Source organism: Streptomyces sp. NBC_01669 (assembly GCF_026339735.1).
GTDB lineage: Bacteria > Actinomycetota > Actinomycetes > Streptomycetales > Streptomycetaceae > Streptomyces > Streptomyces yanii.
Genome location: NZ_JAPEQG010000001.1, coordinates 53,984 through 80,464 on the forward strand (window position 1 = coordinate 53,984; position 26,481 = coordinate 80,464).

General features: G+C 68.6%; 22 protein-coding genes and 4 pseudogenes. 15 read left to right on the top strand and 11 right to left on the bottom strand.

Annotation, left to right across the window (positions count from 1 at the left end):
- Nucleotides 1–23 precede the first annotated feature (23 nt).
- The 4 genes and pseudogenes from OG972_RS00255 to OG972_RS00270 form a co-directional block, all read left to right on the top strand.
- Nucleotides 24–1,190, top strand: a complete 1,167-nt coding sequence (locus OG972_RS00255; RefSeq protein WP_266977681.1) for an IS630 family transposase — start codon at nucleotides 24–26, stop codon at nucleotides 1,188–1,190.
- Between the two features lie 415 nt (nucleotides 1,191–1,605).
- A pseudogene (locus OG972_RS00260) lies at nucleotides 1,606–2,184 on the top strand (IS5 family transposase); the annotation flags it as partial.
- Between the two features lie 112 nt (nucleotides 2,185–2,296).
- Complete coding sequence (locus OG972_RS00265; RefSeq protein WP_266977682.1) at nucleotides 2,297–3,574, top strand: ISL3 family transposase; 1,278 nt, start codon at nucleotides 2,297–2,299, stop codon at nucleotides 3,572–3,574.
- Between the two features lie 28 nt (nucleotides 3,575–3,602).
- Nucleotides 3,603–3,866: pseudogene (locus OG972_RS00270) on the top strand (IS5/IS1182 family transposase); the annotation flags it as partial.
- Between the two features lie 37 nt (nucleotides 3,867–3,903).
- Here the strand turns inward: OG972_RS00270 and OG972_RS00275 are convergent.
- The gene (locus tag OG972_RS00275; RefSeq protein ID WP_266977683.1) at nucleotides 3,904–5,370 is read right to left on the bottom strand and encodes an MmgE/PrpD family protein; all 1,467 of its coding nucleotides are present in this window, start codon (nucleotides 5,368–5,370) and stop codon (nucleotides 3,904–3,906) included.
- A 475-nt stretch (nucleotides 5,371–5,845) separates the two neighbouring features.
- Between OG972_RS00275 and OG972_RS49500 the strand changes: the two genes are divergently transcribed.
- On the top strand, nucleotides 5,846–6,334 hold the full coding sequence (locus OG972_RS49500) for a DUF6233 domain-containing protein (RefSeq protein ID WP_353961652.1): 489 nt from the start codon (nucleotides 5,846–5,848) through the stop codon (nucleotides 6,332–6,334).
- A 193-nt stretch (nucleotides 6,335–6,527) separates the two neighbouring features.
- Here OG972_RS49500 and OG972_RS00280 read toward each other — a convergent pair whose 3' ends face one another.
- The 3 genes and pseudogenes from OG972_RS00280 to mobF form a co-directional block, all read right to left on the bottom strand.
- Nucleotides 6,528–7,874: an endonuclease domain-containing protein gene (locus tag OG972_RS00280; protein WP_266977684.1), complete on the bottom strand. Its 1,347-nt coding sequence runs from the start codon at nucleotides 7,872–7,874 to the stop codon at nucleotides 6,528–6,530.
- Between the two features lie 490 nt (nucleotides 7,875–8,364).
- Nucleotides 8,365–8,772 (bottom strand): hypothetical protein, encoded by a 408-nt coding sequence (locus OG972_RS00285; protein WP_266977685.1) that lies wholly within the window; start codon nucleotides 8,770–8,772, stop codon nucleotides 8,365–8,367.
- A gap of 428 nt (nucleotides 8,773–9,200) precedes the next feature.
- Nucleotides 9,201–10,721, bottom strand: a pseudogene (gene mobF / locus OG972_RS00290) (MobF family relaxase); the annotation flags it as partial.
- A gap of 212 nt (nucleotides 10,722–10,933) precedes the next feature.
- Between mobF and OG972_RS00295 the strand changes: the two are divergent.
- The 5 genes from OG972_RS00295 (at nucleotide 10,934) to OG972_RS00315 (ending at nucleotide 15,671) form a co-directional block, all read left to right on the top strand.
- Nucleotides 10,934–11,779: a polysaccharide deacetylase family protein gene (locus OG972_RS00295; protein WP_266977687.1), complete on the top strand. Its 846-nt coding sequence runs from the start codon at nucleotides 10,934–10,936 to the stop codon at nucleotides 11,777–11,779.
- A 282-nt stretch (nucleotides 11,780–12,061) separates the two neighbouring features.
- Complete coding sequence (locus tag OG972_RS00300; RefSeq protein WP_266977688.1) at nucleotides 12,062–13,147, top strand: integrase core domain-containing protein; 1,086 nt, start codon at nucleotides 12,062–12,064, stop codon at nucleotides 13,145–13,147.
- A gap of 56 nt (nucleotides 13,148–13,203) precedes the next feature.
- Nucleotides 13,204–14,034: a helicase associated domain-containing protein gene (locus tag OG972_RS00305; RefSeq protein ID WP_266990192.1), complete on the top strand. Its 831-nt coding sequence runs from the start codon at nucleotides 13,204–13,206 to the stop codon at nucleotides 14,032–14,034.
- A gap of 120 nt (nucleotides 14,035–14,154) precedes the next feature.
- Nucleotides 14,155–15,387 carry a PP2C family protein-serine/threonine phosphatase gene (locus OG972_RS00310; RefSeq protein WP_266990194.1) on the top strand — a complete coding sequence of 411 codons (1,233 nt, stop codon included), beginning with the start codon at nucleotides 14,155–14,157 and terminating at the stop codon, nucleotides 15,385–15,387.
- Between the two features lie 146 nt (nucleotides 15,388–15,533).
- Entirely contained in the window at nucleotides 15,534–15,671 is a 138-nt protein-coding gene (locus OG972_RS00315; RefSeq protein ID WP_266977689.1) for a hypothetical protein, read from the top strand.
- A 367-nt stretch (nucleotides 15,672–16,038) separates the two neighbouring features.
- Here the strand turns inward: OG972_RS00315 and OG972_RS00320 are convergent, their stop codons facing one another.
- Nucleotides 16,039–16,257, bottom strand: coding sequence for a hypothetical protein (locus OG972_RS00320; protein ID WP_266977690.1), 219 nt, complete (start codon nucleotides 16,255–16,257; stop codon nucleotides 16,039–16,041).
- A gap of 316 nt (nucleotides 16,258–16,573) precedes the next feature.
- A complete protein-coding gene (locus tag OG972_RS00325) occupies nucleotides 16,574–17,515 on the bottom strand; it encodes a YcxB family protein (RefSeq protein ID WP_266977691.1) in 942 nt (313 codons plus the stop codon).
- A 1,373-nt stretch (nucleotides 17,516–18,888) separates the two neighbouring features.
- On the opposite strand from OG972_RS00325, the pseudogene OG972_RS00330 reads away from it, so the two are divergent.
- Nucleotides 18,889–19,762, top strand: a pseudogene (locus OG972_RS00330) (helicase associated domain-containing protein); the annotation flags it as partial.
- 33 nt (nucleotides 19,763–19,795) lie between these two features.
- Here OG972_RS00330 and OG972_RS00335 read toward each other — a convergent pair.
- A complete protein-coding gene (locus OG972_RS00335; protein ID WP_266977692.1) occupies nucleotides 19,796–20,920 on the bottom strand; it encodes a PP2C family protein-serine/threonine phosphatase in 1,125 nt (374 codons plus the stop codon).
- A 374-nt stretch (nucleotides 20,921–21,294) separates the two neighbouring features.
- Here OG972_RS00335 and OG972_RS00340 point away from each other — a divergent pair, with 374 nt between their 5' ends.
- Nucleotides 21,295–21,513 carry a hypothetical protein gene (locus OG972_RS00340; protein WP_266977693.1) on the top strand — a complete coding sequence of 73 codons (219 nt, stop codon included), beginning with the start codon at nucleotides 21,295–21,297 and terminating at the stop codon, nucleotides 21,511–21,513.
- A gap of 541 nt (nucleotides 21,514–22,054) precedes the next feature.
- The gene (locus tag OG972_RS00345; RefSeq protein WP_266977694.1) at nucleotides 22,055–22,522 is read left to right on the top strand and encodes an SAM-dependent methyltransferase; all 468 of its coding nucleotides are present in this window, start codon (nucleotides 22,055–22,057) and stop codon (nucleotides 22,520–22,522) included.
- 344 nt (nucleotides 22,523–22,866) lie between these two features.
- Here the strand turns inward: OG972_RS00345 and OG972_RS49170 are convergent, their stop codons facing one another.
- From OG972_RS49170 to OG972_RS00360, 3 genes are read right to left on the bottom strand one after another with little or no spacing between them, the layout of a single operon-like run.
- A complete protein-coding gene (locus OG972_RS49170) occupies nucleotides 22,867–23,352 on the bottom strand; it encodes a hypothetical protein (RefSeq protein ID WP_323135829.1) in 486 nt (161 codons plus the stop codon).
- A complete protein-coding gene (locus OG972_RS00355) occupies nucleotides 23,337–23,579 on the bottom strand; it encodes a hypothetical protein (RefSeq protein WP_266977695.1) in 243 nt (80 codons plus the stop codon). The genes OG972_RS49170 and OG972_RS00355 overlap by 16 nt, the downstream gene beginning before the upstream one ends.
- Nucleotides 23,579–24,253: a TetR/AcrR family transcriptional regulator gene (locus tag OG972_RS00360; protein ID WP_266977696.1), complete on the bottom strand. Its 675-nt coding sequence runs from the start codon at nucleotides 24,251–24,253 to the stop codon at nucleotides 23,579–23,581. Before OG972_RS00360 ends, OG972_RS00355 begins: the two co-directional genes overlap by 1 nt.
- 121 nt (nucleotides 24,254–24,374) lie before the next feature.
- On the opposite strand from OG972_RS00360, the gene OG972_RS00365 reads away from it, so the two are divergent.
- Complete coding sequence (locus OG972_RS00365) at nucleotides 24,375–24,896, top strand: hypothetical protein (RefSeq protein ID WP_266977697.1); 522 nt, start codon at nucleotides 24,375–24,377, stop codon at nucleotides 24,894–24,896.
- 146 nt (nucleotides 24,897–25,042) lie between these two features.
- Here the strand turns inward: OG972_RS00365 and OG972_RS00370 are convergent, their stop codons facing one another.
- Nucleotides 25,043–25,174, bottom strand: a complete 132-nt coding sequence (locus OG972_RS00370; RefSeq protein ID WP_266977698.1) for a hypothetical protein — start codon at nucleotides 25,172–25,174, stop codon at nucleotides 25,043–25,045.
- Nucleotides 25,175–25,576: 402 nt separating this feature from the next.
- Here OG972_RS00370 and OG972_RS00375 point away from each other — a divergent pair, with 402 nt between their 5' ends.
- A complete protein-coding gene (locus OG972_RS00375) occupies nucleotides 25,577–26,434 on the top strand; it encodes an NAD(P)H-binding protein (RefSeq protein WP_266977699.1) in 858 nt (285 codons plus the stop codon).
- Nucleotides 26,435–26,481: the final 47 nt, after the last annotated feature.

A 26,481-nucleotide genomic window follows, 5' to 3' on the forward strand; every position in this document is an offset into this window, starting at 1 on the left:
TTCTGCCGATCGGCCTGCCTGCTGTGCCTGTTGCCGCCGCCTGCCCGATAGTTCTGCGCGCCGCTGAGCGCGAGCGACTGAAGAAGATGGCCTACGGCCACAAGACCGAGCACCGGCTGCGGATGCGCGCGCAGGTGGTACTGCACGCCGCACGTGGACGCTCCAACGCGCGCATCGCCCGTGAGACGGGGCTGCATCTGGACACGGTCCGCTGCTGGCGCGGCCGGTTCGCCGAGCACGGTCTGGCCGGTCTGTCCGACCGCGAGCGGTCGGGGCGGCCGCCGTCGTTCACCGCATTGCAGGTGGCCCAGGTCAAGGCCCTGGCCTGCCGGCTGCCCGCCGAGAGCGGCGTGCCGCTGGCGCGCTGGTCGTGCCCGGAACTGGCCCGCGAGGTCGTCGCCCGGGCGATCGCCTGCTCGGTCTCTGCCTCCACCGTGCGCCGCTGGCTGGCCGACGACGCGCTCAAGCCCTGGCAGCACCGCTCCTGGATCTTCATCACCGACCCCGACTTCCGGATCAAGGCCGAGCGGGTGCTCGGCTTGTATGCCCGCACCTGGCAGGGCGTTCAGCTCGGCGAGGACGAGTACGTCATCAGTGCCGACGAGAAGACCTCCATCCAGGCCCGCTGCCGCTGCCACCCCACCCTCGCCCCCGGCCAGGCCCGCGCGATGCGCGTCAACCACACCTACGGACGCGGCGGCGCCCTGGCCTACCTCGCCGCCTACGACGTCCACGCCGCGAAAGTGTTCGGCCGCACCGAGCCACGCACCGGCATCGACCCGTTCATGAACCTGGTCACCCAGGTCATGACCACCGAGCCCTATGCCAGCGCCCAGCGCGTGTTCTGGATCGTGGACAACGGCTCCTCCCACCGCGGCAAGAAGGCCGCCGACCGCCTGGCCGCAGCCTTCCCGAACGCGGTGATGGTCCACACCCCCGTGCACGCTTCGTGGTTGAACCAGGTGGAGATCTACTTCTCCGTCGTGCAGCGCAAGGTCGTCTCGCCCAACGACTTCACCGACCTCACCCAGGTCACCGACCGGCTCCGATCATTCGAAGACCGCTACAACGCCACAGCACAGCCGTTCCAGTGGAAGTTCACCACTTCCGACCTGGACGATCTGCTGGCCAGGCTCGACCGGTACACCACCGATCACCACGAAGAATCCTCCGCCGAGCCAGCTACGTGATCAACCCCCGAAGGACTTCGGGAGCCGACCACTTAGTGGGCATTTGATGTTGATTCGCGATGGGTATTTTGACCCGTTTTACCGTATTCATCGCCAACATGCACAGCCTGAAATGCCTGGAAGCTCCGCACTGGCGGGAATCTTCCGCCCCATTTCTAAACCAGACGGAATCCAGTGCCGAGAAGCGAATCAAACGGGCGCACAGGTCGGCACCCGGAAGGCCGTGAAGGCGCGCGTAAGGTGCGAATCAACCCGAAGATTGTTGGCCGCAGGAGCGACTTAGCGCCACAAGCCATCCCTAAACGCCCTCTTAGAGGGCGGTATGTGACGTGATGTCGTATCTGTCGTCACTGGAACGTGTGGGACCACAGCATCCGCGCTGACCAGAGGGCCCGGCCGTGCTGGAGTGTCCCCCGTGAGCGACCGCCGGCCCTACAAGAGCGACTTGTCCGACGAGCGCTGGGCCCTGATCGAGCCCGTGATCACCGCTTGGAAGGCTCGGCACCGCTCGGTCAGCGGCCACCAGGGCAACTACGACATGCGGGAGATCGTCAACGCCCTGCTGTACCAGTCCCGCGCCGGTTGCCAGTGGGACTACCTCCCCCACGACCTGCCGCCCGCCGGCGCGGTGAAGTACTACTTCTACAAGTGGCGCGACGACGGCACCGACCAGACCATCCACGACCTGCTGCGCTGGCAGGTGCGGGAGAAGAGGGGCCGGTTAGCCGACCCCAGCCTGGTGGTGCTCGACACCCAGAGCCTGCATGCCGCCGCCGGAGTCCCGGCCGACACCACGGGGCGGGATGCGAACAAGAAGGTGCCGGGGCGCAAGCGGGGACTGGCTTTTGACGTGCTGGGCCTGGTGATCGCGGTGGTGGTGCTGGCCGCCTCCGTCCACGACAACGCCGTCGGTACCGCGCTGCTGGACAGGGTGGTTGCCGGGACCCAGCCGGGCGCCGTGAAGAAAGCGCTGGCGGACCAGGGGTTCAAAAACGGCTCTCCTGTCGCTTCCGTGGGTCGTTGACCAGGGCTGATACGCAGAACACGCCGTACCCGGGGTACGTTTCGACTGCTGAAGGTACGAAACGAATAAACCTGGATACGGCGTGCAAAGTAAGAGGATATGGGTTCGGTTGCTCGGTGTCGAAAAGACGCTGATCGAGCAGGTCGAGGCCGAGGAGGCAGACCCCGAGGGCGGTGTCGGTGGTGAGCTGGTGATCGTGGCGCATGTCCGACCGGCGAAGGGCCACAGGGAGCGGTGCGGGATCTGTCGGCGCAAGGTGGCGAAGTACGACGCTGGTGAGGGACGCCGCCGCTGGCGGGCCCTGGACCTGGGCGTCATCCAGGCATTCCTCGAGGCCGACGCGCCCCGGGTCTCCTGCCCCGAGCACGGCATAGTCGTCGCCTCGGTTCCCTGGGCGAGGCACGGCGCCGGACATACCCTGGCGTTCGACGCGCAGGTGGCCTGGCTGGCGACCTGCTGTTCCAAGACGTCCGTCACCCAGCTCATGCGGACCGGTTGGCGCACGGTGGGCAACATCGTCGCCCGGGTCTGGGCGGACGTCGAGAAGTCGGTGGACCTGTTCGCCGGGCTACGACGGATCGGTATTGACGAGATCAGCTACAAGAAGCGCCACAAGTACCTGACCGTCGTGGTGGATCACGACTCCGGGCGTCTGGTCTGGGCTGAGGCCGGCCGGGACAAGGCCACCCTGCGTAAGTTCTTCGACGCCCTGGGGAACGAGCGCGCCACGAAGCTCACCCACGTGTCCGCGGATGCGGCCGACTGGATCTCCACGGTGGTCGCCGAGCGCTGCCCGCAGGCGGTACGGGTGATGGACCCGTTTCACGTCGTTCAGTGGACCACCGACGCCCTGGACGTCGTGCGCCGTCAGGTGTGGAACGCCGAGCGCGGAGGCAAGGGCAGATCCACCCGAGGCTCGAAGTCCCTGAAGAAGGCCCGCTTCGCGCTGTGGAAGAACCCCGAGGACCTCACGGCCGGGCAGCGGGCCCAACTGCTCTTCATCGCCAAGGCTCACCCGCTGCTCCACCGGGCGTACTTGCTCAAGGAAGGTCTGCGCACCGCCCTCAAACAGGGCCCCGACACCACCGAGGCGCTGTGGGACTGGGTGCTCTGGGCCCGCCGCTCACGAATAGCCGCCTTCGTCGAGCTGCAGCGCAGCATCGTCAGACACTTCGACGCCATCACCGCCGCCGCCGAGCACGGGCTGAGCAACGGCCTGGTCGAGTCCATGAACACCAAAATCCGACTGATCACCCGCATCGCCTTCGGCTTCAAGGACCCCAAGTCCCTCATCGCCCTCGCGATGCTCAGCCTCGGCGGCCACCGACCCCAGCTACCAGGCCGTCAACTCACGAACTGACCACCCACGGAAGCGACAGGAGAGCCTCAAAAACACCGTCCAGGACCACGGGGCGAAGGCGGGCATCGAGGTCGAAGTAGTGAAGCGCAACCCCGGCGACACCGGGTTCGTGCCGCAGCCCAGGAGATGGGTGGTGGAGCAGACGAACGGGGTCTTGATGCTGCACCGGAGGCTGGTGCGCGACTACGAGCATCGGCCCGCCTCGGCCGAGTCGAGGGTGTACTGGGCCATAAGCGACCGGATGTCGAGGATGCTGACCAGGTCATCCGCCCCCACATGGCGCGGCGCATGACCGGCGGGGAGCTGACCTTGGGGGCGGTGACGCCCTCTCAGTCCAGGGCGGGCCGCACGGCGGGAGTGAGCAGGGCGGTCAGCTGGGAGATGTCGTCGAGGGCTTCGAGGCCGAGGACGGCGTTCTCGATGGCGGCCTGGCGGCCCGGGGAGACCACGGAGTGAGTCAGGCTGCGGTACTTGTCGACGATCTCCGCGTTGGTCAGGAAGCGGTCGCCGGTGCCGCGGGGGTGCCGGACGACCGCTTCGCAGACCCCGCCGTCTTTCAGGGTCAGACGCAACCGTGTAGTGAGCCTTTCATCGACCGGGAGCCGGTCGTACGTCTGTTCGTGGCGTGTTTCCGTGCGGTCGATCAGGTTCCACACGTCGTCGCGGTTGATCCGCTTCTCGGCGAACTGGTCGATGAGCACGTCCCCGTCGATGAGCGCCACCGCCACCGTGTAGGCCACGTTCATCTGGACGCCGATCGGCTCGAGCGGCCGGACCGCCCGCCATCCTCCATGTCCATAGGCGGCTTCCGGCAGGTCGATCTCGATCCGTTCGACCTGGTCGGCCGTCAGCTTGTGCTCCGACCGCAGGTGGAGGGCAGCGTCGATGGCGGCGTGCAGCAGGCCCATGGCGGCGTACGCCTTCACCGCGATGCGCTCGGTCTCCCAGACCACGCCCAGGCCCGCGGTGATCTGCCCGGCGTCGGGGCGGTGCCCCTCTCCGAAGGTGGACAGGAAGCCGCCGTACTCACGCTCGAAGACCCGCTTGATGCCGACGTAGCCCGATGCCGCGAGCGCGGCTGCGGTCAGGCCGTTGCGCGCGGCGAAGCCGTGCTGCATCCGCTTGACCATCGACTCGAACTGCGCCGACATCAGGCCGCACGACTGGGTGGCAGCCATCCCCAAGGCGTCCTCGAATGCGGCGGCGTCCAGCCCATAGAGCGTCCCAGCAGACACCGCGGCGCTGTGGGTACCGAAGACCACCCCCGAATGCCAGCCACGGGAGATCATCTCCAGGCCCCCCAGGGCCAGGCCCACCCGTGGCCCCGTCTCATAGCCGAGGATCGCGCCGAGCAGGAAGCGGGACCCTGACACCTCACCGACGTGCGGGACCGCCGCGAGCATGGCCGGCACGACCAGCGCATTGCTGTGCAACGGAGCGAGCGGGTGGTAGTCGTCGAGTTCGAAACCCTGGATGAAGCTGGAGTTGAGCATCGCCGCCGACGGCGCGCTGGTCGTGCGGGCTCCCCAACCGATCAGCGCGGCGCTCCCGGCGTTGTCCAGCGCGGTGACCCCCTCGACACCTTTGCGGGAGACAGGGAGCCTGGCTCCGACCAGGGCACAGGCGATACCGTCGAGCAGCAGGTGCTTGGCGCGCTCGCGCACGGAAGGCGGCACCTCGCCCAGCGAGGTGCCGGCAAGCCAGGTGGCCAGCCGGCCGGTGGGACCTGCGGGGTCCGTGGGGTCGCCGCCAGCGTTGTCGGCCACCCTATCGGGCTTGGGTCCGGAGATACTCATGGGATTTCTGACTCCTGCCGTTTCCAGTGTGGTCCTGCGTTCGTCGTTGCTGGCGGTCGCTCATAGTGCCGCAGTGGAAGGCCCTCACATCGGCAGCCCTGCTCACCTGTCGCCTGATTCACTGAGACGCCCGAGTGGATCGCTCTCACCTGCGCCTTCGGCCTCGGCGCCCAGTCGATTGCCGCAGGCCGACTGACACCGCGTCCCACCTGGCGAGTTCCGTCAGGCACTCGTAGCCAGCGAATCATCAACCGAACATCAGCCGACATATCGCCCTCTGAGTGTGACTGCCAGGTAGGCAATCGGGATGGTCGTCCTGGCCCACGTCGTCACAGCGCCGCGCAGCAGGCAAATCATGCGCACCTGACGACCGATCACGACTCGGCATGATGGCAGCACACAATGTTGCGGACAGGACAGGAAGTAGAGGGTGACCGTGGAGCAGAGAAAGGACGATCACGGTGCGGCGCCGATCATGGTCACGCTGCCGGGCGGTCATGAGATCCGGGCACGGCTTCATGCCCGACGCCAGACGAAGGACGGCTGGCAATACCAGGTGGGAGTCCTCATATGGCAGGACGCCGCCGATGGTGGTGTGGAACCGGTCGAGCACCGAGCCTGGGTGAGCTCGGCACACGCACGCCCCGTCCGTGGCATCTCCTACGAACACGTGCCCACCCGCCGTGCGTCCCAGACAGGCAGTATTCCGCCGCGCAAAGGCCAGCCAGCCTGGACAGTCCAGCACCTGCCTCACCGCCCCGGCCACCCAGGCGCCACCCTCATCCACGTCATCGGCTGCACACCCAGCGCCCAGACGCTCGACCGGGAACAAGCACTCACCACGCTCCACCAGCCCCGCGCAGCGGCATGTAGAGAATGCGGAGCAGCCGGATCCCTCACCGACCACAAAGAGCCCCCCGGCCAAGAGACACAGGCACCGACGCCCCCACGCGACCCAGGCTGAGCCGCCAACTACCCACGACCAACGAGAAGGGAAACCCTGAATGCCGAGCAACACGACGCGGACGCATACCGAGAAGAGCCCGCCCGTCGGCCGCCACCAGAACAACACGGTGAACGCGCGGACGGCGTCAGGCAATGCTCCCGGCAGGACTCGAACCTGCGGCCAGACGCTTTAGAAGGCGCCCGCTGTTTGCTCAGAACAGCGCCAGGCCCTCACTGCTGGTGTCCGCGATGACCGGCCGGAACCGGGTGGGGAGGCCGTCCAGGCGGTCGGGTCCGGCCGCGGCGGCAACGGCAGGAGCGGTCTCGGCCAGCCAGGTACCAAACCGCTCGGCAGCTTCGCGGTAAGGGACTCGCGCCAGGACACGGTGCTCGCCGGAGGGGCAGAAGTCGACGGCGACAGTGAGCAGGCAGGAACGGGGCGCGTTCTGGCTGCCCGTCCAAGACACGCGCAGCGCGCCGCAGGGTTTGCGTGCGCGGGAGCCGCGGGGGTCGCGGTGGGTCGGGCGCAGTGACCGGCAGGCTATGTGGGCGGTCCATGCAGCGAGGTGTGGCAGTGGGAGGGTGGTGCGGGTGCGGCAGCCGGGGCAGCGGTGCCAGTGGTGGAGCCAGTCGGCCGCGTGGGTGTGGAAGAGGCGTGTGTAGTGGTTGGCCACGCGGATGTCGTTGCTGTACAGGTGGTCGGGGCGTTCTTGTGTGTTGCAGGAGTGGCAGACGGGGGCGCGGACGTAGCCGTGTTCGTGACAGTGGTCGAGTACGGCGGCGGGTGCGGTGCGACAGATGGCGCAAGTCCATCCAGCCACCTTGCGGGAGGTGCCGGGTTTCCTGCTGAGTACCGAGTACAAGTGGCCTTGCAGTTCCTCGTTGTACGGGCGCAGTGGGGTGGTTGGGCAGTGGGGGCTCGTCGTCTGCCGACCGTCGGCGGCTCGGGCCTGCCGGTGGTGGGAGGGCGACTCGGTGACGGTTGCGCTTTTCTGGCGGGTCCGTGCGGCTTGCAGCCACTGCGTTTCGGTGTGCTCGGCCGCATCCAGCAGTCTGACCACGGCGCGCGGCAGCCACCATGTCCGCGCCGTGTGGCCGCGGGATTGTTCCACGAGTATCCGCCGCCAGTCGATTCCCGCCAGATGGTGCGGCCGGCCGCCTTCAGGCTGTGCTGCCCGCTCGGGGTCGCCCAACTCCTGCAGTTCCCGGGTGATGCGCTGGCGCCATCGCAGCGGCGTCTTCTCGTTCTGCTTCTGCGCGCTACGGAACGGACCGATGCGGACCAGGTCCTGACGGTCCATCTCAACCGCGTTCAGTTCCGCTGCCGCCCGGCGCACCTCAATCTCCGGAACACTCCACTGGCCGCCGCTTGCCTTCACCGTCGCCACCACACGGCTACCGAGCAGGACGTAGCCCGCCTGGGCATTGGCAGGAGAGCAGGTGAACGCCGCAGAAGCCGTCGGCACAGCTCTGCCGGCCGTCAAGCCGGCCCACAGAGCGTCCGCAGCGCCCAGAGTGATCAGGCCGCCCGCACGGCCCGGGATGACACGCTCTGACATACCGACAGGCTAACGGCCGGTCTCCGCAGCGCCGCCCGCATCGCCTCCGCATCTGTGGCCTCGACGACCGCGCACGACCCCAGACCCACTCCGGCATTGGCGCCCGGGACCAGGTTCGAGGCCGCCGCCCACCGCCAGGCCGCAACAGGCACCTTCAGCCGGCCCGCTACCTGGTACCCGTCGTACGCCTCGATTTCCTTGTCATGTCGAGACACACCGCCGGCCTTCGGGGCTGGGCAAGCCTGCCGCACGGTGAGCTTGCCCAGGGTCCTCTTGGGCTTGCCCGGCACTCGTGACCGGTCATATGTCCGCGGCCGTGACCGGTGACCAACTGTGTGACCGATCCGGTCGCACCCATCGGCCAAACCGCACGTCAGCGGTGTGACCGATCCGTGCAACCCGGGTGTCCGGACCGGCCAGCCGATCAGCAGCCAGCTCCCCGGCCCAACGGAACTCCGGCGCCCCCACCCGTGCAGTGCCCGGGTGCCAGCTACTCAGTGGTGCGGTCGGGATCGGGAAGCTCCGGCGGGAAGTGCCGCTCCAGGATCTGCGCCCAGCGGTGCAGGACGACGAAGCCGTCTGTGTCGGCCTGCGCCTGGACCAGCTCGCTCAGGGCGTCGGCCAGGGGCTGGGCGGCGGTGTCGGCGGGTATCACGACGGCGGCCTTCCTGAGCCGCTCGTGCGCGGCGGGAAAGACGCCCCGGGCCCATGCGTCCTGTTCTCGGACCCGCTTGCTTCCCTCCTCCATGTTGATCTGCGTGATCGCCAGGGCCGGGCAGTCGGGGGTGTGCCAGGTCTCGCTGATCCCGCCGCCGGTCTTCACGTACGCGATGCGGGTGTTGTCGGGGCCCGGCAGGGCGAAGCAGTCGGTGCAGTCGACGCGTTCCGGCTCGGTCATCGCGGAGCTCCCTTCGAGTGGAGGCCGAGCCTGCCATCCCGATCAACCGGCGACCAGGGATTTCCTCCGCCGCAACCCGTCGGCCCCGGGGCTCGAAGCACACCTCTTTCCCTCGGCTATCGCTTGGGAAAGAGGTGTCCGCGCACGGGACCGGCTTGCCCACAAGGGGTGACCTGCAAAAATGGGCGGTGTCCGATTTGGGGGGTCCACACCTGCGGCAGTACCTCCGGTCCCCCGCTGAAAGCAACCGTCCAGCCCACTGTCCAGCCGCCCTTGGGTGCAACCCCCTACCCGCCGCACGGCACCGCTCCGTCAGGGCCGGGCAAGCCCCTGGAAGTTCAGTCAGCCCGGATCGCGGGCGCAGCCTCCATGCTCTCCAGTCGTTCGAAGTCGTCGTGGAAGTAGAACGCCTCCAGTGGCCACACGGTGCGCTGCGCGGCGGCCTCGAACACCCGCCGGGTCTGCTCCACCGCGGCAACGTCGGTCGCCTGCTCCTGGTCCCGACCGACCTTCCGGTCCGCACGGTCCGGCCGCAGGCGCGACGTCGGGGCGGCGGGCAGGGCGACGGTGTGCGGCAGGGCGCGGGAGCTCAGGCGGTCCGCGCGGCGCACGGCGTGGACCCGGGCGGTCAGGGCGCCGGCGGCGAGGCGGGCCCGCTCGTACGGGGGCGCGGACCGGTTACGGGTCAGCGGGCGCAGCACGGCCTGGTCCTCGGTGTCGCGCGGGTACAGCGCGCGGAGGTCGGCGGTCATCATCCTGCGGCCGGCCGGGCGGGTGTAGTCGTCGATGGCCGCCTGCACGATCTGTTCGTCCAGGCCGGGCTGGTGGGGTCGGCCGCGCAGGACGTAGGCGAGGTGGCGGCGGGCTTCGGCGAGCAGGTGCCGGCGCTTGAACGCGCCGCGCATCACGTACACCACGGCGACGGTGTCAACGGCGGCCAGGGCGACGTCGACAGCCGGCCGCACCCGCGCCCACACCGCCGCGGCTGCCGCCCGCGCCCGCTCCGCCAGCCGGTAGACGGTGCAGGCGCCGAACGCCCGGATCGCCGAATCTCGCCATCGTTCGCGCAGCTCGGACAGCGACCGCGCCTCCTTGCGCTTCGGCGGGCGCGTCCGGTCGGCGGCCTGCTGGTCCAGCGCGTAGGCGGCCCGCTCCCCCGGCGGGTGACCCTGTGTCTCTTCGTAGTTGGCCATGAGGACGGGCAGCGCGTCCGCGATCTGCTGACGGCGGGTCGACTGCCAGCCGATCAGCCGCTGGTCGATGCCCGCGATTTCCATGACCGGTCTTCTGCCGGGCGTCACCTCGCGCGGCTCCCACGCCCACCCGAGCCGGGCGGAGACCTCCTCCATGAAGGTCAGGGTGTAAAGCGTGCCGGCCGCCACGATGTTGTCGAGGAGGTCGTCGGTGGACACGTTCCCCCACTTCCCGTCCGGCCGCCGCGCCTTGATCGAAACTACGGCGTGGTCATGGAGCAGCGGCTTTCCGGCTCTCGACTCGTAGTGCCGGAAGACCGCGATGATCAGCCCGTCCTTCACCGGGGCGCGGTGCTTGCCGCCGCTCCCCCAGCGGATCTGCGCGACCGACTCCTCCAGCCGCGCCAGAGTCTTGTCCCGGGCGATGTCCTGGCACAACTCCAGCACCCGGCGGGTCTCGTCATCAACCAGCGCCCACGCGGACTGAGCAGTTGAGGGCGCCCGGAACACCAGGTCCATCGCGAGCCACGGCGACTCGATGTGCGGCCCCTTGATGTGCTCGATGGGCCGCCCCAGCACCGTCGCCCGCCGCGCCTTCACCGGATCGTCACCCGCTTCCAGGAGCTCCGCCTCGATCCGGTCGGCATCCGGGTGCCGGCCTTCCCCCAGGAGCAGTTCGGCCTGCCGCTCGGTCATCTCGTCCCCAGCCGTGAGACCGAGCGCGGCAAGTCCCCGCCCCGTCCAGAACCCGGGCGGCCGCGTAGTCGGTGGTGGGGGTGTGGTCGGCCGCCTGCAGGGCCTGGTGCAGGGCGGCGGGCAGGTGGGGACGGTGGCAGACCAAATGGCCGGGCCTTCGTTCGTCAACCCGGTGAACCCCATTCACGTCACATCGACCCGCGGGAACCCGGCGGCCACGTCCTCCGTCAAGCAGGACGCCATAGAAGATGTGTTCGGGACTTGGGGTTCTCGTGGACAAGAAAATCGCGGGGCTGGCGCTCACCGGCGTTCTCCTCATATCGGGCTGTTCGTCGCGCGTCCAGGCGGCAGGGCCTGCCGCTTCGAACTCCGTTCGTCCGCCGGCGGCGTCCCCCCGGGCGGGCGGCAATGCGCCCGTCGCGGACGCCGCGCACGAGGCCGCGGCCTTCCGCGCCTGGGGCCTCAAGCCACTTGCCGCGCCGCCCGCCCCTCCGAAGGTCAAGCCGGTAAAGCGCCGGGCGGGCGAACCGGTGCCGGTCATCAGCGACATACCCACCAGGGACAAGGTCGTCTTCATCACCTTCGACGACGGCGCCGAGAAGGACCCCGGGTTCGTGAAAATGATGCGCGAACTGAAGGTCCCCTTCACGATGTTCCTGACCGACTCGGCCATCAGCGCCGACTACGGCTACTTCAAGCCACTGCAACAGTTCGGGAACACGATTCAGAACCACACGCTGTCCCATCCCGATCTGCGTACCAAGGGCGCTGCCGCGCAGCGCGAGGAGATCTGCGGCCAGCAGACCAGGCTCGGCAAGGAGTACGGAACCATCCCGCGTCTGTTGCGGCCGCCCTACGGCAACTGGAACGAGAACACCCGCATCGCCGCGGGGCAGTGCGGAGTCGAGGTGATCGTGCTGTGGCGCGAGTCCATGCAGATCACCAACATGCAGTACCAGCGTGCCGACAAGAAGCTCCACCCCGGCGACATCATCCTGGCCCACTTCCGTGGGCCCGAAGAGCTCAAGGGCCACTCGATGACCGAGATGACGGCAAACATGCTGCGCCACATCCAGGAGCAGGGCTTTGCGGTGGCGCGCCTGGAGGACTACCTCTGACGCGCGGACGGGTCGGTTCCAAGGTCATCGACGTACCGTGGCCTTCGGTTTGCCGGCCCCAAGGCGCGCACCGAAGGTGCACTGGGTCGCTGACCTGCGGTCCGGATCGGATATCAGTGGTCTCATTCCGAAGTCGTCACCCCGTCATTGATGCGCACGGGCTCGGGGTCTGGCACGTGAGAGCCCCATCCTGTCCCGCTCGAAAATACGATTTAGCGGCTGTGGCCTGCACGTTTGCTGATCCTGGCGACAAGGCCTCGACTGGCCTGCGACGATCTGCGGATGTCGCTGTCGGTCGTCGCCACGCTCGTCCGGAATCTGATCACCGTGCCCGCTGCCGTACTGCGCAGCCGTATGGCCAAAGATGCGGAAGTTCTCGCGCTCCGGCATGAGAACGCGGTGCTGCGCCGGCAGATCGCCCGGGTCTGCTCCGAGCCCGCCGACCGGATCTGGCTCGCCGCACTCTCCCGGCTGATCCCGCGCGAACGCCGGCGCCAGGTCTTCGCGGTCACCCCCACCACACTGCTGGCCTGGCACCGTCAACTCCTCGCCCGCAAGTGGGCGTTCACCCAACGCCGCCGCCCCGGCCGACCCTCCACCGCGCCCGCAGTCAAGCAGCTCATTCTGCGCCTGGCCCGCGAGAACAGCACCTGGGGCCACCGCCGGATTCAGGGCGAACTCGCCCGCCTGGGCTACGCGATCGCCCCGTCCACAGTCTGGGAGATCCTGCATGCCGCCGGCATCGACCCCGCCCCGCAGCGCTCCGGGCCGACCTGGCACCGGTTCCTCACCGCCCAGGCCCACGGCATCATCGCCGCCGACTTCCTCCACCTCGACACCGTGTCACTCAAGCGCCTCTACGCCCTGGTCGTCATCGAGCACGGCACCCGGCGCCTCCACCTCGCCGGCGTCACCGCCCATCCCACCGCGCAATGGACCGTCCAGCAGGCCAGGAACCTCGCCGTGATCCTGGACCGCCGCATCGACTCGCTGCGTTTCCTCCTCCGGGACCGGGACAGCAAGTACACCCGTGCCTTCGACGCCGTCTTCGAGGCCGACGGCGTGGAGATTCTGCTCAGCCCACCACGGGCACCCAAAGCGAACGCGATCTGCGAGCGGGTCGTGGGCACCCTCCGCCGCGAGCTCCTCGACCGCATGCTGATCTACAACGAGGCCCACGCCGTGAAAGTGCTGACCGAGTACATCCAGCACTACAACGGACACCGTCCCCACCAATCCCGCCAGCAGCTACCCCCGGACAGCGACCAACCGTCCAACCCGGCCGCCATCACCGACCTCCAGGCCCACCGGATCCGGCGACAACCCATCCTCGGAGGATTGATCAACCAGTATCACCGCGCCGCCTGACCAAACGACACCACCGCAGCTCACAGCACCGAATCGTATTTTCGAGCGGGACAGGCCTGGACGTTCCGTACGACCACCAGGAAGGCGCCTACCCATTGGGCAGGTGGCTGTCCGATCAGAGAAGGGCTTACCGGGCCGGAACCATGCCCAGCACCCGGGCCGACGAGCTCGAAGAACTCGGCATGATCTGGGACACCGCCGACACGGCATTCACCGAAAACCTCGCCGCCGCCCGCGCCTACCACGCACAGGCCCGCACCCTGGCCGCACCCCGCCACGCCACCGCCCTCGACAAACCGGTCGGGCAATGGCTCACCAACCTCCGACGCCCCAGCGGACTCGGCAAAGACCCCGAACGGGCGCAGCGGCGGGCCGAGCAGCTCGCCGCCATCGACCCCGACTGGAACCCCGGGGCACTGGGCTGGACCGTCGACTGGCAGCGCCACTACACCGGCCTCGCCGCGCTCCTCGCGGGCGGTGCCGGCCTCGAGGAGATCGTGCCCGGAGTGACCCATCGCGGCGACGACATCGGACGCTGGCTCACCCGGCAGGTACGCGACTGGACACGCCTCAACCCCGAACAGCAACACCGCCTGAACGAACTCGGCGTGAAACCGGCTGCACAGCCCCACAAGGCCCCAGCGCGAGCCAACGCGAAGGCTGGGGCAGCGAAAGGGTCCGACGCGTTCACACGGGGCGTAGCAGCCCTCGCCCAGTACATCGCGCGAGAGGGGAAGACCGTGGTCGGAAGGCAGCACGTGGAAGTCCTCCCCGACGGCACCACCGTACGCCTGGGCATCTTCCTCACCAACCAGAAAACCCGACGCCACCGACTCACCGACCACCAACTCGCCGCCCTCGCCAACCTCGGACTGGAATGGGCATAGTGACGGGCGGGGCAGTGAAGCCGGACACGTCATACCGACCGGCAACCGGGCGACCTGCCCGGAGCGCCGCTGGTGCTTATCGTGAATGCACATGATCGACATGGCGTCGTAGGCAGGGGCATCGTGAACGCATCCGGGATCGACTACGAGGCGGTATTCCAGGCCCTGCCGAGCCCGGTGGCCCTGTTCACTACGGACCTGGTGTATGCCGACGTCAATGAGGCGTTCCTGCGCAGCATGGGGCGTACCCGTGACCAGGTGGTAGGCCGCCAACTGTCTGATGCCTTCCCCGACGACCCCAAGAACCCCGCCGTAACCGGCATGCGCAAGCTGCAGGCATCGCTGCAGTGGGTGGCTGCCACCGGGAAGCGCGACGCCATGACGCTGCACCGCTACGACGTGGAGTACCCTGACCGGCCCGGGATGTGGGAGGAGCGGTACTGGAGCCCGGTCAACGTCCCCGTCATCGGCCCGGACGGGCAGGTGGCGCTGCTGCTGCACCGGGAGGAGGACATCACCGAGCTGATCCGCACCCTCCCCGGCCGAGGCAGCGGTGACCGGCCGACGGTACTGGAAGCCGAGCTGTACACCCGGGCCGGGGAACTGCAAGGGGTCAACGAACGGCTGCGCGAGGCCCACGCCCACGAACACGAAGTCGCCCTGATCCTGCAAGAGGCGATGCTGCCCGCCCCCGGGCCTGTGAGGCACCACCGCGCAGCAGTGCGCTACCGCCCGGCAGCCGGGGCCCTGAACGTCTGCGGGGACTGGTACGACCTCGTCGAACTGCCTGACGACCGCATCGCGGTGGCCGTCGGCGACGTCGTCGGCTGCGGCCTGGCCGCCGCCTGCGTCATGGGCCAGCTGCGCAGCGCCCTCAGCGCCGCTTCCCGCGTCGCCGACGGCCCCGCCCAGGCCCTGGAAGCCCTCGGCCTGTACGCCCGCTCGGTCGACGGCGCGGAATCGACAACGGCCGTCCTGGCCGTCATCGACAGCACCAACCGCACCATCGCCTACAGCAGCGCCGGCCACCTTCCACCAGCCCTGCTGCACCCCGACGGCACCGTGGACTTCCTCGACCAGGCCACCGACCCCCCACTCGGCGCCCGCCCCGAACACCTCCCCAGCCCGCAGGCCGAAACCACGTTCACCGAGGGGGCCACCCTTGTGCTGTACACCGACGGGCTGGTCGAACGCCGCAGCGAGGACATCGACGCCGGCCTGACCCGGCTTGCCGACTCCCTCACACGCAACCAGGCCACCGACCCCGAAGCCCTCGCCGACGCGCTCCTGGCCGACCTGACCCCACCTGCCGGTGCCACCGACGACACCGCCCTGGTCGTCCTACGCCTGTGACAGAGGGGCGGCCAATGCTCTGGAGCGGGCGCTCGCGATGCGGAGCAGCACCCCACTGACACGACAGTGGTACGGCGCCCGGTCGACGAGATGGTCACGGCCAGCGAGAAGCTGGGCCAGACCACTCTCGAACTCGCCCCGGCTACTTGTCCGACCAGGAAGCCGCCGACACCGTCCTCGCCCAGTACGCCGACGACATCGGCTGCGACGTGGAAACCATCCTCGCCACACGCCGCTACGCCCTCACCGGCGACCGCCGCGCCCTGGAAGGCACCTGGATCTGACACTCGCACCGCGGTGCGGGGCGGCTACGTGCGGCGCAGGCGGGCCAGGATCCCGTTGGTCTCGGCGGCCTCCGCAGCCGTGATCGCCCGTTCCGCCGTGGGCGGCTGCTGGCTGTCCGTGCTTGTGCGGCAGACCGTGCACGGGCCGCCCGGGGCCACCGGTGCGCCCCAGGCATCACCTGGAGCGCATTGAGGTGGGCTTCTCGGAGCAGCCGAAACGCCCTTTGGTGGGTCGAATAGCCAGTGAAGGCTCCCAGCAGTGAACTACCGAACGCGACCGAACTAATCGGGCGGCCGTCTCTCAACTTGATGGTCAGGCCGTCGTGCACGGTCACTTCCTCGACATCGGTCCAAGCGACGGTCGAGGTCACGAGAAGTTCGTGATCGACACATGGTCGTCAGTGCTGCGGATGGCAGAATCCCATCCAAGCGCCCAGAGGAAGACGGTCAGACCGGCGACCTCGAACGCCGCCGCTGGCTCCTCGTCCAGCGGACCTATGATCAAAACCGCACACACGTAGAACGCGATCCCCGCAGCGACGGGAAGCCACACGTACGCGGGTCGCCGAATCACCTTGGCCTGCAACCAGAACCACCCCCAAACAGCAGATCCTTTCCGCTGGTGGACACGGGGTCAAGATCACGCAAGGTGAGTCGGGCGACGGCAACGCTGCATTTCAGGCTCGGATATTTCGTCCCTACAGTTTCTGCCCGAGACAATAAGCGTCACCACCGAGTCGCTCCTCTCAGGTTCGACGTGAGGCTTGGGTTCTGGAATGAGGTGACTGCACGCTTCTGCGTGTGGCAGCTGATCTTGTACCTGATGACCTGCGGGAACGCGTGGCTCCGTTGCTCCCTCCTCGCCCACCGCTAGGTAGAGCCGCTGCGACAGCTGGACTGCCTCAGAAGTCGTAGCAGGCGTAGGCGCCGTCGGGCCCGCGGGCGATTCTGTCCGAGCCCCAGCAGTGGAGCATTGGCCCAACGCGGTACAGGGCGGCGCCACCGGCCAGCAGGACGAGGACGGCGAGCACGGCGGTCACGATCCGCATGGCCGTCATCCGCCGTACGAGCCACCAGGCCCCGGCGACCGCGAGCGTCCCCAGCACCAGCATGACGGCCGATATCGGGGCGGTGTTGTTCTGGATCCCGGGAAAGCGATCCGGGTGCGCGGCGTGTTGGACGGCGGCGAAGGCGAAGAAGAACAGCAGCAGCCCCAGCAGCAACAGTCCGACGGAGCTGACCCCGCGGCCGACGGCCCGGCCCCGGCTCTGCGGGCCGCCGGGCCCCTCGACGGCGTCCGCGCGCACGAGCCGACGGTCGAGGACCGCCCGCAGCCGGTCCACGTCCTCCGGGTCCGCCACGGCCCGCTTGGGCAGGACGACGACGCCGACGGCGGACTTGTCGGCGCTGAGAAGCACGAACAGCTCCGGGGTCTCGGCGTAGCGCGGGTAGAGGTGCCAGTCGAGGGTGGCCGAGCTGTGCGCGGTGGTGAGCCGGATCCCGGTGTCGTCGACCGTCCCGCGGATGTCCCCCTGCCGTTCGGCGAGCCGGTGGAGCTGGCGCGCCTGCAGCCACGGCACCGCAGTCATGAAGACGGCGAATACCACCAGCCCCGCATACAGCGGCCACGGTGTGTCACGGCGGCCGGAACCGGCCGCCGACAGCAGGGCACCGACGGCCGCGACCGCCACCGTCCAGACCAGCGCCCGGCGCTGAAAGCGTCCCGCGCCGGTGCTCCTCGCACGTGCCCGCAGCGCGGACGCCAAGTCGCCGACGGACGGCCGGTAGGCCAGCTCCACCGATCTCTCCGCGACCGCGTCCGTCGTTTCCCGGCCCTCGGCCATGTCCCCTCCCCGGTTCAATGATCAACCGGATCGTAGAGGCTTCCTCAACCGCTGCGGCGATGGACAACCCGAACCGTCCACCCGCTATCCCGATCGGCACCAACATGACCCGGCGATTCGTCAAAAACGTCGGCGCAACATCGGCAACCACTGTCAGCAGCAGACACCCAGCCGCCCCCATCTCAGCCAGCGCTATCAACACCCCACACCACTGACACATCCACGCCGAAAAATCACTGACAAACCAGCACACATCATCACGGTCAGCAGCGCGGAACGCAGCTGCGGCAGAGCCGGCTTCACCGCGACCAGCGCGCAACGAACCGGGACACGGCGCGGCAGCAGGCACAGCGCCTGCTGGAGAGCGACCGTCTTTCCCGTGGCCCGGATCCCCGTAGAGACACATGATCCCTCGCGCGGCGACCGTGTGCGCGAGGGCCTCGGTCACTGTGCCGAGCTGGCGGGTCGACACGAGGTGCGCGCCCGGCACGTACAGACGGACGCCATCACCCAGCGCCGCAGGCCGGATCGCGGGGGCGGTATCCGTCGCGTCGGCCTGTTCCATGCCGGACACGGGCAGGGCCTGACCGGTCTCATCGACCGTTCCCGGCAGAGCGAGCTCGGCCAGGGCCCGGTCGTAGCGGTCGGGATCGATATGTCCTTTCCCGGGGCGCGTGCTCTGAAAGACTCGGCCCGCCCGGCGTTGTTCGCGTACCGGCCGGTGCATGGTCGCCAGCGAAGGCAGCGGGCCGGGCAGAACGGATTCGTCACCTGCTTTGGACAACTGCCGGCGCAACTCGGAGACGTTCCCGTCCAGCTCTTCGAGTCGGGCCCACAGCGTGTCGTCCAGCATGAACCCTCCGCGCCGGTAGACCGGCTCGGTCTGGCCCTTACGAGCCCTCGCGAGCCAACGCCAGGCCGTCCGTAGTGACACTCCGGCTGTCTCGGCCACGATCCTGACGTGCACCGATTCCAACGCGCCGGCCTCGTCCAACGCGAGAAGCCGGCGTACCACCACCTGCCGCACCAGCCCCTTGTCCTGCGATAGCGACGCGAGCGACATGGCACGGGCGGCAGCACGTCCCGCACCCGAACGCTCCCTCGGGCAGGGGGGTCACAGACAACGACGGCTGAGCAGTCATGCCCACCAGCACACCCCGGCGCTCCCATACCGTGCACAGGAATGAGCATCCACACGTCAGCCACCGACCAGCTGTGCTACACGGAATGCGCAGCACATGACAGCCACTTAGTCACTCCATGACAGCCAAGATCCACGGGTACCAGGCTAGAAAAGGACAGCTCAGCACGCTGTTCCCCGCATCAGGCCAGGTGACACCCAACCCGCTGACACCACCCCACCCACTCACAACGACGTAGAGACCGAGGTCGGCGTCACGAAGGATTTCCCGCTGGGCAGGTGGGTGCACCAGCAGAGGAAGGCGCTGCGGGCCGGGGAGCTGGAGGAACGGCGCAAGACCCTGCTCGACTTGCCGGAGGCCGGGATGGTGTGGGAGCCCGGCGAGGAAGCCGGGGAGAACAAGCTCGCCGCACTCCGGTCCTACCGGCGGGCCACCGGGCACCTCGCACCCCGCCAGGACGCAGTGTGGGGCGAGGGCGAGGCGATGGTGCCCATCGGGCAGCACATGGCCAACCTCCGCAGGAAGGGAGCGAAGAACGGCCTGGGCAAGGACCCGGAGCGGGCCGCCGTGCGCGCGGCGCAGCTCACAGCGATCGACCCGGGATGGGACTGCCCGTGGCCGCTCGACTGGCAGCGGCACTACCGCGTCCTCGCGGACCTGGTCGACGCCGACGGCAGCCTGCCCGAGATCCAGCCCGGCGTGCTGATGGACGGCGACAACATCGACAAGTGGCTTCAGCGGCAAAAGCAGCCGGGCACCTGGGCGCAGCTGTCCGCCGAGCAGCAGGACCGGCTGTCCCGGCTGGGCGTCACGCCGCTTGAGACCCCGTCTCCCGCCCCGGCGGCCACCCCGTCGACGAAGGGGCCCGAGCAAGACGCAGCAGGCATTCCAGCGCGGCCTGGCCGCCCTCGCGCAGTCGGTGGAGCGGGAAGGCTCGAACCGGGCAGTACCGCGCGGGCACGGTGAACAGATCGCGGTCGACGGCGAGACGGAGCCGGTGGTCGTGAAGCTGGGCGTGTGGGTCTCGAACACCAAGTCGAGGCGGGACAAGCTCACCCAGGAACAGCGGGCAGCGCTCGCTGAACTCGGCGTGGAATGGGCCTGAAACCACCCGCCGGGGGTCGCCCGGTTCTTGGGTTCAGCGGCCTGGGGGCGGGGGCGGGGGCGAGCCACTGAGGTGGTGCTGGTGGTGACCACTGGGATGGGGTGTGAGGTGCGGCCGGTGGGACGGGGTGCGTTCGATGACCAGGAGGGCTGCGTCGTCGGCGGGGTGGCCGCCGATGTGGGTGAGCAGATCGCGGTGGATGTGGTGCAGCAGAGTATCGGGGCTGCTGGTGGGGAAGGAGGCGACTCGTTCGGCGAGCGGGTAGAACGCTCCGGACGGCGAGCGGGCTTCGATGACACCGTCGGTGTAGAGGACGAGCATGTCACCGCCTTTGAAGGTGAACGGGTCGACGCGGTCGTCCTCGTTCGGTCGTTCGCACACGCCCAGCGGAGGCAGGGGCTGTGGGGCATACAGGACCGTGACCCGCTGATCGTGCACCAGCAGAGGCGGGCAATGTCCGCAGTTGATCATCTCGGCGGCCGACGGGGCGTCGTCGGGGATCTCCAGGACGAGGCAGGTGATGAAGTGCTCGCCGGCGTCGTGCTCGGTGTCCGCCACGTCCTCCAGGTTCCGGGAGACGCTCTCTCCGAGGGCAGCTACCAGCCCGGGGAGGGTGGCACACCGGTGAGCGCCCTCACGGAATGCCCCCAGCACCAGCGAGGCCTCACCGATGGCGGCCAGCCCGTGGCCCCGGACATCGCCGATGACCACCCGGGTCGCGGCATGCGCGGCGCGGGCGAACGCAAACAGATCACCCCCGATCTCGACCTCGTCCTGCGCGGACATATACAGCCATGCCACCTGCAACGACCCGATCCGGCGTGGCGGAGGCCGCAGCAGAACCCGCTGAGCCGCCTCCGCCACAGAGCGCGCCAGGCTCAGCGCCCGCTCGCGCCGCTCCCGCACAAACCGCATGAAAACCACCAAGGCGGAGAGCACGGTCAGCGCGATGATCTGCGCCATGCGGTTGGGCGTGGTCAGTCCACCGACGAAGACAACGATGAACACCTGGGCCGCCACTGCCAGGGCCCCGGCGAGAGCGGTGAGCCGTGTCCCGGCGAGGGAAGCGGTCAGAGCGGGCGCGACGACCAGCAGCGGGCCCAGCTGGACATCGGGCCCGCTGTAGATATCCAGCACGGTGATCGTCACAATCAGCACGAACGGGATCGCCACCAGACCACGGCCTGATGGCGGCTCCAGGAGGTGATCCCGCAAACGTCGCACACCCATATACCCCTTATGCTCCATCGATAGCGCACCCCCGGCCAGCCGACGAGCACGGGTCGGGTCTTCTCCCAGCCTTCCTGCGGCGGCCTCATTCTGTCCGTCCGCTGGCCCTGCCGTGACTTCCGATTACGGAAGTACGGCTCCAGCACGCGCCCAGTCGAAGAGAATGGGTACGTCCAGCCTTCGGTCCTGGTCCAAGGGGAGGGGGCCAGTCCGGGTCGATCTCGGCGAGCTGGCGGATCCGCTGGGCCGTCAGCCGCGTCAGCTTGGCTGCTTCCAGGCGGTCGGGTATCTGTGCGGCTGAGGTGGATCAACCCGCCCAGTCGATCGAGGTCCGTTTCGGAACGTCCCGGGCCGGGGCCGTCGACGTCGCGCTCTACCGCGTCGCCGACGTCGACGCTCTGCCCACCACGCGCACCGAGGTCGACTGGAAGCAGCCGCGCAGCGTCGGCAAAGGCCGACCCCCGAGCCCTCCTTCGTCCGGCACCGAAGGCGGCACCGGTCTGAACCGGCGATCACCGTAACGCGGCGCAGCGGCACGATCACGCCTCTGCCCGGGAGGGGTCGAATGAGGAGGGACCTCTCTCCTGCAGAGAGGTGTCGCCGCGCGAAACCGGCTTGCCCACGGGGTCTGACCTGCGGAAACACGCGGTCCCGGAAAGGGGGGTTCACACCTCCGGCAGTACCTCCGGTGCAACCTTGGGTACGCCTGTGCAGACAACGGTGCGGACAACTGTCGGTGCAACCCCCCAGCAGTGCCGGAACGGCTTCCGTGCCCACGCGTGAGCGGGCTTGCCCAGTGAGCCTTTTCCAACCTCCCACGTCACAAACAGCGCTCCCTGCCCCGCCGGCTACGGCGTGGCCGCCTCCCGCAGGCGTAGTTGAGGTGTCAGGGCCCGGCTGGAGGAGCTGGGCGCCACGCTCGTAGAACCCCGCTGGCTCGGCTCCGGAATGCCCCACCGGGTGATCTGCGCCAAGGGCCACCTCGGCGCCGACCAGGCCGCACTGCACCTCGCGGCCATCCTCATCTGGGCACGACGCTGACCAAAGAGATAGAACCTTGCCATGCCAAGCTTCGAGGTCACACCGATAGGTACAGTCCGGAACAACCGAACGGACGTCCAGCACACGGACAACTGGGGTGCCGTCCGCAGCACGATCACCATCGACGAGCGCTTCGGCGAGACGTGCCTCCAGGGTCTGGAGGGCTTCTCCCACGTGGAGATCCTCTTCATCTTCGACCAGTTCCCGGAACACGACGACTACCGCGAACCCCGCCCCTACCGCGGCCGCTCCGACCTCCCGCCCGTTGGTGTCTTCGCCGGCCGCGGCCCCCGCAGACCGAACCGCATCGGGGCAACGTGCTGCGCCATCGAATCCGTCCACGGCCGCGAACTGACAGTGGTGGGCCTCGACGCGGTCTCCGGCACCCCGGTCATCGACCTGAAGCCGACGATGGCGGAGTTCCGCCCGGTGAACATCAAGCAGCCCGAATGGGTCAGCCGCCTGATGTCGGAGTACTTCCAGCCGTAAACGGCCCCCCGTGACCCAACGCTTGCGCTCACCACCTGATGGCTCTGTTCACGTCGCAGAGCAGCGTTTCGACAGCAGTTCGGGAGGCAGTGCCCGCGCCGGATGCTCACGACTTCGGGCAGCAGCTCGGTGGTGACCCGCGGGACGCCAACTGCCGCCCGTCCGGAGCCCGGGGCAAAAGCGCTGGCTACGGGCGTAGGTGGCAGCCGCCATCGCACCGTTGCCGGGCGCGGGCGGGTGCCTCCCGTTCTCGGGTTCTGGCTCCAACGTGGTCTGGGCCCACGCGGTGGGCTTCCTCGCCGAGCAGCTCCGTGGCACCTGTCCCTTCAGCTACGGCAGCACCGTCAACTTCGGTGAGCGAATCGTGCCCGAGTCGGAGATGACGGCAGTGCCACTTCGGCGCGGGCGCGGTGGTGGATCCGCTGGGCGGCGGGTGTGGCCGAACTGCGGGGCGATTTGGGGGCCCAGGCCGGGGTGAGGGTGCGGTTCGCGAGCGGCATCGGCTTGTCCGGGTTCAGCGGGTCGCCAGGGATGCAGTGGTCGCGGATGGCGGCCGCGGTGATGGCGGCGGCTTCGAGGACCCGCCGGGTCTGATCCACCGTGGCGACGTCGGTCGCCTGCTCCTGGTCCCGGCCGGCCTTCCGGTTCGCGCGGTCCGGCCGCAGTTGCGGCGTCGAGCTCGCGGGCACGGCGACGGTGTGCGGCAGGGACCGGGAGCCCAGACGCCGCGAGCGGCGTTCCGCGCGGACCTGGGTGGTCAGGGCTCCGGCGGCGAGGCGGGCCCGCTCGTAGCGGGACTTCGATCGGGCGCGGGTCAGCGGGCGCACCACGGCCTGGTCCTCGGTGTCGCGCGGGTACAGCGCTCGTAGGGCGCCTGCAAATGGGCCTGGGCGATCTCGGAGTTCTCGACAGCGGCGATCTGCCCCAGTTCGGTTGCCAGGGAGTCGATGTGCGCTCGGAAGGCCGCGAGCTCGGGCGCGTACCGCTGTCGGATGCCCACCAGCCGGGAGACGGGTACGGCGGCGATCCTCTCGGGACGGATCCCCGCGCGGAGCACTATGAGGTGAGTCGCTTCTCCAGCCCGTCGAGGAGGGCTTGGAGGCCGCGCTCGAAGGTCTGATCGGGAGCGGCGGCGTAGTCGGTCGCTGCTGGGGTCTCGAGGCGGGCTCGCAGGCGCGGGTAACGCGCGGCGATCTCCTGGGCCTTGGTGATGGCGTTGTGGAACTCCTCTTCGGCGGTGCTGTGGTCCGCGTTGAGCTTCCGGGTGAGTGAGGCGGTCGCTGCGGCGCCTGCCGCGTTCCCGAGGACGTAGGTGAAGACGGCGGCGGCGGCTTGGTCGGCCTCGGCGCCGCGGAAGCCGGCGACCTCGTAAACGGCGAGGCTGTGGTCGTCATGGCGGGCCTTGTTCTCCCCGTAGAGCAGGTGTGCGGTGAAGGCCTGCACCAGCCAGGGGTGGCGGGTGAACATCGCGAACAGCTCGGTCGCCATGGCGGTGGCTGCGGTGCGCCATTCAACCGCAGCCAGGTCGGGCAGCTCCAGCTCCCCCCACACTCGGTCGGTGGCCAGCAGCACGAGGTTGTCCTTGTTCTTGACATGCCAGTACACGGCGGTGGCGGCGGAGTCGAGTCGCCTGCCCAGTGCGCGCATGTTCAGTCCCTCGAGGCCCTCGGTGTCCAGGAGCTCGATGGCGGTGCGGACGATCTGGTCCGTCGTCAGGGTGTCACGTGGCATTCCCTCACTGTACTCAGCGCCTTGCACTTAGTTCAAGAAGGCTCTTGCACACTGTTCAAGTCGTCGGTTACCTTCATCGCGTCGGGCAATTGAACTAAGTAAAAGTTTGAAGGAGAGACTCATGAACACGCTTGCCGCCGTCATGCAGCTGCTGGTCGCTATCGCGTTCATCAGCATCCCGGTGGTCCGCCACCGCTTCGGCCCCGCCGCCAAGGCCGCCGCAGTGGCCGAGCTCCGCCGCCAGAACGTCCGCCCCGAGGTACTGGAGGAGAACAAGCTTCGCTTCGACGCCGGAGGCCACGAGACCGCGGCCCCGGCAACCGTAGCCGCAGTGATGATCGGCACCGCTGCCCTGAACTTCGTCGGCGCCGCTCCGGCTCAGCCGCCGACCTGGGTCTTTTCTTCGCTGGTCCTGCTGATGAACGCGGGAATCGTCTACAGCAACCTCACTGCGGTGAAGTCCGTGGAGGCCGCGTTCCGCCGCAAGGGCGACCCGGAGGTCGCTCGTGTCGAGGTCGCGCCGTTCCTCCAGGCCGCCGAGGACGCCTTTCCCCGCTGGGTGCGCGCGCAGACCTACCTCCGCAACACGGTGGTCTTCGCCGGCTCCGCCATCGCCCTAATCGCCGTCGCCCTCGGCTACTGAGTTTCGCCGCGTGATGTCGCTGGAGCGCGCGCCCTGACCTGCAGCGAAAAGCAACCGCAACGCGACTTCACGCGAAGATCATCAGTAACAACGACGGTGCCTCCCAAACTCGGTTCCGGCCCAGATCTCGGGGCGGTCGCGGAGGGTCACCGAAGCAGGATCATCTTGCGGAGCAGTTCGAATCCGGCTCGTCCGTAGAGTTGCCTTTTGACCTTCTTGATGCGGTTCACGGCGCCTTCGGTGCCGCCGGAGCCCCAGTGCAGGGTGAGTCCGGCCATCACGGCGTCGAGGTCGCTGAGCAGGTGGAGTGCGAAGTTGGTCAGGCCGAGCAGCTGGCTGACGTCGACGCGAGGTTCCCCCGAGATACGAGGAGTGCTGACAGCGAGTCAGATGGATCTCGTGAGAGGAGATCTGACGATGCCTGCCCCCAGGAAAAACCCGTTGAAGTGCCAAGCCCGACCGGACCGAGCGCGTCTACTGATTCCCAATGTGGTTGTCTGGCTATCCACACGAGAACGGGAGTCGTTTGTCGACGGCTTCGGGAGTCACCTCCCATCCTCCCTTCATGATCAATGTCAATGAGTTCGGGAGTCACTGCGCCCTCATGGCAGTTCCTGTCGCCGCTTCTGGCCCGAGCCTTGCGGACAGAAACTGACCGCAAGGCTCCCTACGGTCGTGCCATGACACAGACGCAGAAGATTCTTGTCACCGGCGCCACCGGAACCGTCGGCCGCCAGGTCGTCGCCGAACTGCTCGCCCGCGGCCACGCGGTCCGCGCCCTCACCCGGGATGCGGCCAGAGCCGCCCTCCCGGTCGGCGTCGAGGTGGTCCAGGGCGATCTGACCGAACCTGACAGCCTGATCCCGGCCTTGGACGGCGTCACCGGCCTCCACCTGATCACCTTCGGCGGGGCCTACTTCGCCCCGCTTGAGACCGGCCCGCGGATCCTGGAGCTGGCCCGCGCGGCCGGCGTACGCCGGGTCACCGTGCTTCATGGCGGCGGACCGTCCCGGCTGGAGGACGCCGTGCGTGCCGACGACGGTGTGGACTGGACCGTACTCATGCCGGTCGAGTTCATGGCCAACTCCCTGGCGTGGGCGGACGGGATCGCGGCCTCGGGCGAAGTCCGCGAGCCGTTCGTCTCCCGGCTCAGCGCCATGGTCCACGAGGGCGACATCGGCGCCGTCGCCGCGGTCGCGCTGACCGAGGAGGGCCACGGGGGTCAGGAGTACGTGATCACCGGCCCCGCGCTGCTGACCGTCGGCGACAAGGTGGCGACGATCGCTGCCGCCCGCGGCCGGGAGATCGCCCTGGTGGAGCTGACAGAGGAGCAGGCCGTCGCGCAATGGCGGGCGGCGGGCCACCCGGAGGACGTAATCGGCTTCCTGATCGAGGCGTACAGGAACACCCCGGAGGTGGGCCGTACGGTCGTCGACACCGTCGAGAAGGTCACTGGCCACCCTGCCCGCACTTTCGCCCATTGGGCTGCGGAACACGCGGACGCCTTCACGGCAACAGCCCCCGTGGTCACCGCATAGCCCCCCGCGTAGCACGTGGGACGGACGCGGAAGGATCCGCATCACAA